Here is a 4,874-nt window from a genome sequence, read left to right on the forward strand (position 1 = left end):
AGATCGGGTGTCTTCAGCGCCGAGACGAAGGCGGCGAGCAATGATCCTCCTGGCTTCACCGGGCCGAGGTGGTGCCGGCCCGATCGGGGTTGCCGAACCCGGTTGGTCGGAACTCCGTCGTTGCGTGGTGGCCCGTGAGCCTCAAAACAGGTCGCGTCCCGATCCGGGGCAGCCGAAGCCGCCCGGACTGAACCACGGCACTCGACTCTAACCTACCGGCGGCGCGCCGGGGGCGAGCGCACGGCGAGCCGCCGCCCGGCGCGAGAACAATGAGGCGCATGCCCGCCCTGCCCGCCGATGGCGTGCCCCCCGCCCTGCTCGGCGCGCCGTCGTTCCTCCAGCGGATGGCCGACGGGACGCTCAAGCAGATCAACCCGTTCACCGGTACCGAGGTCGGGCCCGTCGCCGGGCGCGCCCGCCGACCGCTGCGGGTCGACCCGGCCCCGGCCGACCCGCTGACGCACCAGGACCGCACGGCCGCCTGCGCGTTCTGCGCCGACCGGTACCTTCAGACCCCGCCGGAGAAGGCCCGGCTGGTAACCGGCCCGCAGGGCGAGCGGATGATCCGGCACCTGCGCGCCGACCACCTGTTCGACAGCGTCGCGCAGTTCCGCCGCATCCCGAACCTGTTCGAGATCGTCTCCTTCGACTACTGGCGGCTCAACTACGGGCACCAGCTGCCGCCGGCCCAGCGCGAGGCGATGCTCGACTACCTGTCGACCGAGGCCGGCCGGCGGCACGTCGACGCGCTCGCCCGCCGCCGCGCCGGGCTGGACGCGGCGGCCGAGGTGTCCGAGACGGAGCGGCTGGACCACGCGGCGGACTTCTTCGGCGGCGGGCACGACGTGATCGTGGCGCGACGGCACTACCGGGACGACGCGGTCGACACCTCCGGCCTAGCCTCCTCCGGCACCTTGACCCCGGACGAGCACGACTCGTATCTGCGCTTCACCATCGACGCCCAGCGCGACCTGTACGCGGCCAACCGGTACGTGCGGTACGTGGCGGTCTTCCAGAACTGGCTGCGGCCGGCCGGCGCCTCGTTCGACCACCTGCACACGCAGCTGGTGGCGATCGACGAGCGCGGCGCGCAGGCCGAGCTGGAGATCCAGCGGGCCCGGGCCAACCCGAACGTCTACAACGAGTTCGCCGTCGACTACGCGGCCTACCACAACCTGACGGTCGCCGAGAACGAGCACGCGGTCGCCTTCGCCGGCTTCGGGCACCGCTACCCCACCCTGGAGATCTTCTCCCGCAGCGAGCGGCCGCAGCCGTGGCTGCACTCGCGGGCCGAGCTGCGCGGCATGTCCGACCTGATCCACGCGCTGCACGCGGCCGCCGGCCCGGCGGTGCCCTGCAACGAGGAGTGGCACCACAAACCGCCGGACGCGGACGTGCCCATGCCCTGGCGGGTGCTGATCAAGTGGCGGATCTCGACCATCGCCGGGTTCGAGGGGGGCACCAAGATCTACCTGAACACCGTCGACCCGCCCACCCTGCGGGACTCGGTGACCACCGAACTGTTCCGGCTCCGCGCGGCCGGCTCGATCGCCGACACGATCCGCATCGGCCCCGAGTGCGCCTGCGTGCCGAACAGCCTGCGCTACAACCCGGCCGTCCGTCGGACCGCGCGGCCCGACGCCGCCTTCCCCTCGCTGTACGGGCCACCGGCGGTCTGAGCCGGGCCCACCGACGCGTCGACCGCCACGCGGTCCCGGGCGGGCCACGGCCGGGCTCCGGTCGGGGTCAGGGCCGCCGGTCGGTGCCGGTCGGGGTCGGCCGGGGTCGGCCGGTCCCGGTCGGGGTCAGCCGGAGTCGGTCGCGGCCGAGCGGACCACGAGCACCGGGGCCTCGCCGTGCATGATCAGCTCCTGCCCGGTCGACCCGAGCAGGGCACCGGAGAAGCCGCCGCGGCCCCGGCTGCCGACCACGACCAGGCCGGCCGTCCCGGACGCCTCCAGCAGCAGGGTCACCGGGTCACCCTTGCGGACCAGGGGCCGCACCACGACGTCCGGGTAACGCTCCGCCCAGCCGGCCAACTCCTCGGAGACCAGGGCCCGCTCGATCTCGCGCAGGGCCTCGTCCCCGATGTCGGCGCCGACCAGCCCGCGTTCGTCGACGTCCAGGGTCATGTCGTCGTGCCAGGCGTGCAGGGCCACCAGCTCGACGCCCCGGGTCGCGGCCGCGTCGTAGGCGGCGCCGATGGCCGGCCGGCTGTTCGGCGACCCGTCGACGCCCACCACCACCGGGCCGGTCCGCGGCGCCGCGGTCCCGGGCCGGATGACCGCCACCGGGACGGTCGCGTGCGCGGCCAGCGCCTGCGCCACCGACCCGCCGACGGCCCGGCGGAACCGGCCCCGCTCCCGGGTCGACACGACCAGCAGCGCCGCCCCGGCCGACCGGCCCAGCAGCACGTCGACCGGGTGTCCGGCCTCGACCGTGCTGCTGATCGGCAGGCCCGGGTGGCGGGTCAGCAGCTCGGCGGCGATCTCCCGATGCGTTTCCTGCTGGTGCGCCAGCACGATGGCGGCGTAGTCCGGCGCCATCACGTCGTAGGCGAGCAGCCCCCGGTGCGGCACCGTGTACGCCGATACGAGCACCAGGCCGGTGCGCAGCCGGGCCGCCTCGGCCGCCGCCCACCCGGCCGCGGCCCGGGCCTCGTCGGATCCGTCGATCCCGACGACCACCTCGCCCGGCAGGTCATGACGCGGCCCGCCCGTCGACTCCGCGGCGGACGGCGCGGGGTCCGGTTCGGCCTGGCTCATCGGTCATCGCTCCTCAGTGGAACTGCGGGACGATCAGGTACAGGCCGTACAGCACCAGCAGCCCGGAGGCGGCCAGGCACAGGTACCCGGTGATGCGGGCGAGCGGGCTCGGCGCCGCCACGCCGTCCGGGCCGGCCTTGCCGCCGGAGGTCAGCGCGAGCACCCCCAGCGAGTAGATCCCGATGATCGCGATGGCGGCCACCACGGTGGTCACCGCGACCAGACCCAGTGACGCCCAGTCGATCTTCATGGTGTTCGTGTCCCCTCTGGTCCGGACGCTCAGGCGTCGGCCGGCTGCTTGACGACCGGGTTGATGGTGACGTCCGCGGAATCGTTGACGTTGGCGCTGTCGACCGGGGACCGCTTGGAGATGGCGTAGATGGCGCCGGCGCCGGCCAGCAGCGCGACGAAGACGATGACCAGGCCCAGGGTGCCGGTCAGCGCGATGGCGGCCGCCACCCCGCCGACCAGCGCGGCCGCGGGCAGGGTCAGCAGCCAGCCGTACAGGATCTTGCGGGCGGTCCCCCAGCGCACCTCGGCCAGCTTCTTGCCCATGCCCGAGCCCATGATCGAGCCGGAGCAGACCTGGGTGGTCGACAGGCCGAAGCCCATGTGCGAGGACGCCAGGATGGCGGCGGCGGAGGTCGTCTCCGCCGCGAAGCCCTGCGGCGACTTGACGTCCACGATGCCCTTGCCCATCGTCCGCATGATTCGCCAGCCGCCGGAGTACGTGCCCAGGCCGATGGCGATGCCGGCCGCCGCGATGACCCAGGTCTGCGGGCCGGTGCCCGACTCCTGGTAGCCCGCGGTGATCAGCACCAGGGTGATGACGCCCATCGTCTTCTGGCCGTCACTGGTGCCGTGGGCCAGCGCGACCAGCGAGGCCGACACCGACTGCGCGTACCGGAACCAGCCGGCCTGCGGTTCGGAATCGGCCCGCTTGATCATCTTGTAGAGCACGAAGGTGGCCAGGCCGGCGGCCAGCGCGGCCACCACCGGGGCCATGATCGCCGGCAGCACGATCTTGGACATCACCACGGAGAAGTTCACCCCGGACACGCCCGCACCGATGATCACGGCGCCGATCAGGCCACCGAACAGCGCGTGCGACGAGCTGGACGGGAGGCCGAACAGCCAGGTCAACAGGTTCCAGAGGATGGCGCCGACCAGCCCCGCGAAGATCATCTCGGGGGTGACGAGCGCGTCGTTGACGATGCCGCCGGAGATCGTCTTGGCGACCTCGGTGGACAGGAAGGCGCCGACCACGTTCAGGATCGCGGCGATCAGCACCGCGACCTTGGGCTGCAGGGCGCCGGTGGCCACCGAGGTGGCCATGGCGTTCGCGCTGTCGTGGAAGCCGTTCGTGAAGTCGAAGAACAGCGCCGTGACGATGACCATCGTCACGATGAATAACGTTGTCGTCACAGAGTCCTCGATCCACGATCGCCGGCCTGACGCGGCGGTTCCGTACGGAGTAGCCGGTGATGGCCTCGACCCTGGGGTGACTCATCGGCGAGCCGGACGCTAAGAGCCGCGGGTGAACGGATGGTGAACCGGCGGCGTCACTTCGGGGTAACGGGCCGGAAATGGTCCACTCGGGGTGAGGTCGCCCCGCGCAAACGCGTGATGCCCCGCGGCCGCCCGGTGAGGGAGCGACCGCGGGGCATCCGCGTGGTGGTGCGTGGAGGTCAGGCGGTGGTGACGCTGCCGCCGGCCGCGCCGATCTTCTCCTTGGCCGAGCCGGACGCGGCGTCGACCGTCAGATTGATGACGATGCCGTTCAGGTCGCCGTCCCCGAGGACCTTGACCTTGTGGCCCTTGCGGACCGCGCCGGCCGCGACCAGCTCGGCGACGCCGACCGTGCCGCCCTGCGGGAACAGGGTGGCCAGGTCGCCGACGTTGACCACCTGGTAGGTGACCTTGAACCGGTTCTTGAAGCCCTTGAGCTTCGGCAGCCGCATGTGCAGAGGCAGCTGACCGCCCTCGAACGCCGGCGAGACGTTCTTGCGCGCGCCGGTGCCCTTGGTGCCCCGGCCGGCGGTCTTGCCCTTGGAGCCCTCGCCACGGCCGACGCGGATCTTGTCCCGCTTCGCCCCCGGCGCCGGCCGC

Annotated in this window: 5 protein-coding genes; 1 reads left to right on the plus strand and 4 read right to left on the minus strand. The window is 72.6% G+C overall.

All coding sequences use genetic code 11. The annotated features are described in order from the left end of the window. Positions 1–278 precede the first annotated feature (278 nt). On the plus strand, positions 279–1,679 hold the full coding sequence (locus tag ACOJUF_RS23550) for a DUF4921 family protein (protein WP_420124241.1): 1,401 nt from the start codon (positions 279–281) through the stop codon (positions 1,677–1,679). A gap of 126 nt (positions 1,680–1,805) precedes the next feature. On the opposite strand, the gene ACOJUF_RS23555 is transcribed toward ACOJUF_RS23550, so the two are convergent. The 4 genes from ACOJUF_RS23555 to rplO form a co-directional block, all read right to left on the minus strand. Next, entirely contained in the window at positions 1,806–2,765 is a 960-nt protein-coding gene (locus tag ACOJUF_RS23555; protein WP_420124242.1) for a universal stress protein, read from the minus strand. Between the two features lie 13 nt (positions 2,766–2,778). Then, entirely contained in the window at positions 2,779–3,015 is a 237-nt protein-coding gene (locus tag ACOJUF_RS23560) for a hypothetical protein (RefSeq protein WP_420124243.1), read from the minus strand. A gap of 29 nt (positions 3,016–3,044) precedes the next feature. Then, positions 3,045–4,190: an inorganic phosphate transporter gene (locus tag ACOJUF_RS23565; RefSeq protein WP_420124244.1), complete on the minus strand. Its 1,146-nt coding sequence runs from the start codon at positions 4,188–4,190 to the stop codon at positions 3,045–3,047. Between the two features lie 263 nt (positions 4,191–4,453). Beyond that, the coding region (gene rplO, locus ACOJUF_RS23570; protein WP_420124245.1) for a 50S ribosomal protein L15 at positions 4,454–4,874 on the minus strand (421 nt) is incomplete at its 5' end.

This window comes from Nakamurella sp. (assembly GCF_048594475.1).
Lineage (GTDB): Bacteria > Actinomycetota > Actinomycetes > Mycobacteriales > Nakamurellaceae > Nakamurella.

Bases quoted from the DNA above. Each gene is read 5' to 3' on its own strand.
- ACOJUF_RS23560 (WP_420124243.1), bottom strand. From the start codon at position 3,015: ATGAAGATCGACTGGGCGTCACTGGGTCTGGTCGCGGTGACCACCGTG.
- ACOJUF_RS23555 (WP_420124242.1), bottom strand. From the start codon at position 2,765: ATGAGCCAGGCCGAACCGGACCCCGCGCCGTCCGCCGCGGAGTCGACG.
- ACOJUF_RS23550 (WP_420124241.1), top strand. From the start codon at position 279: ATGCCCGCCCTGCCCGCCGATGGCGTGCCCCCCGCCCTGCTCGGCGCG.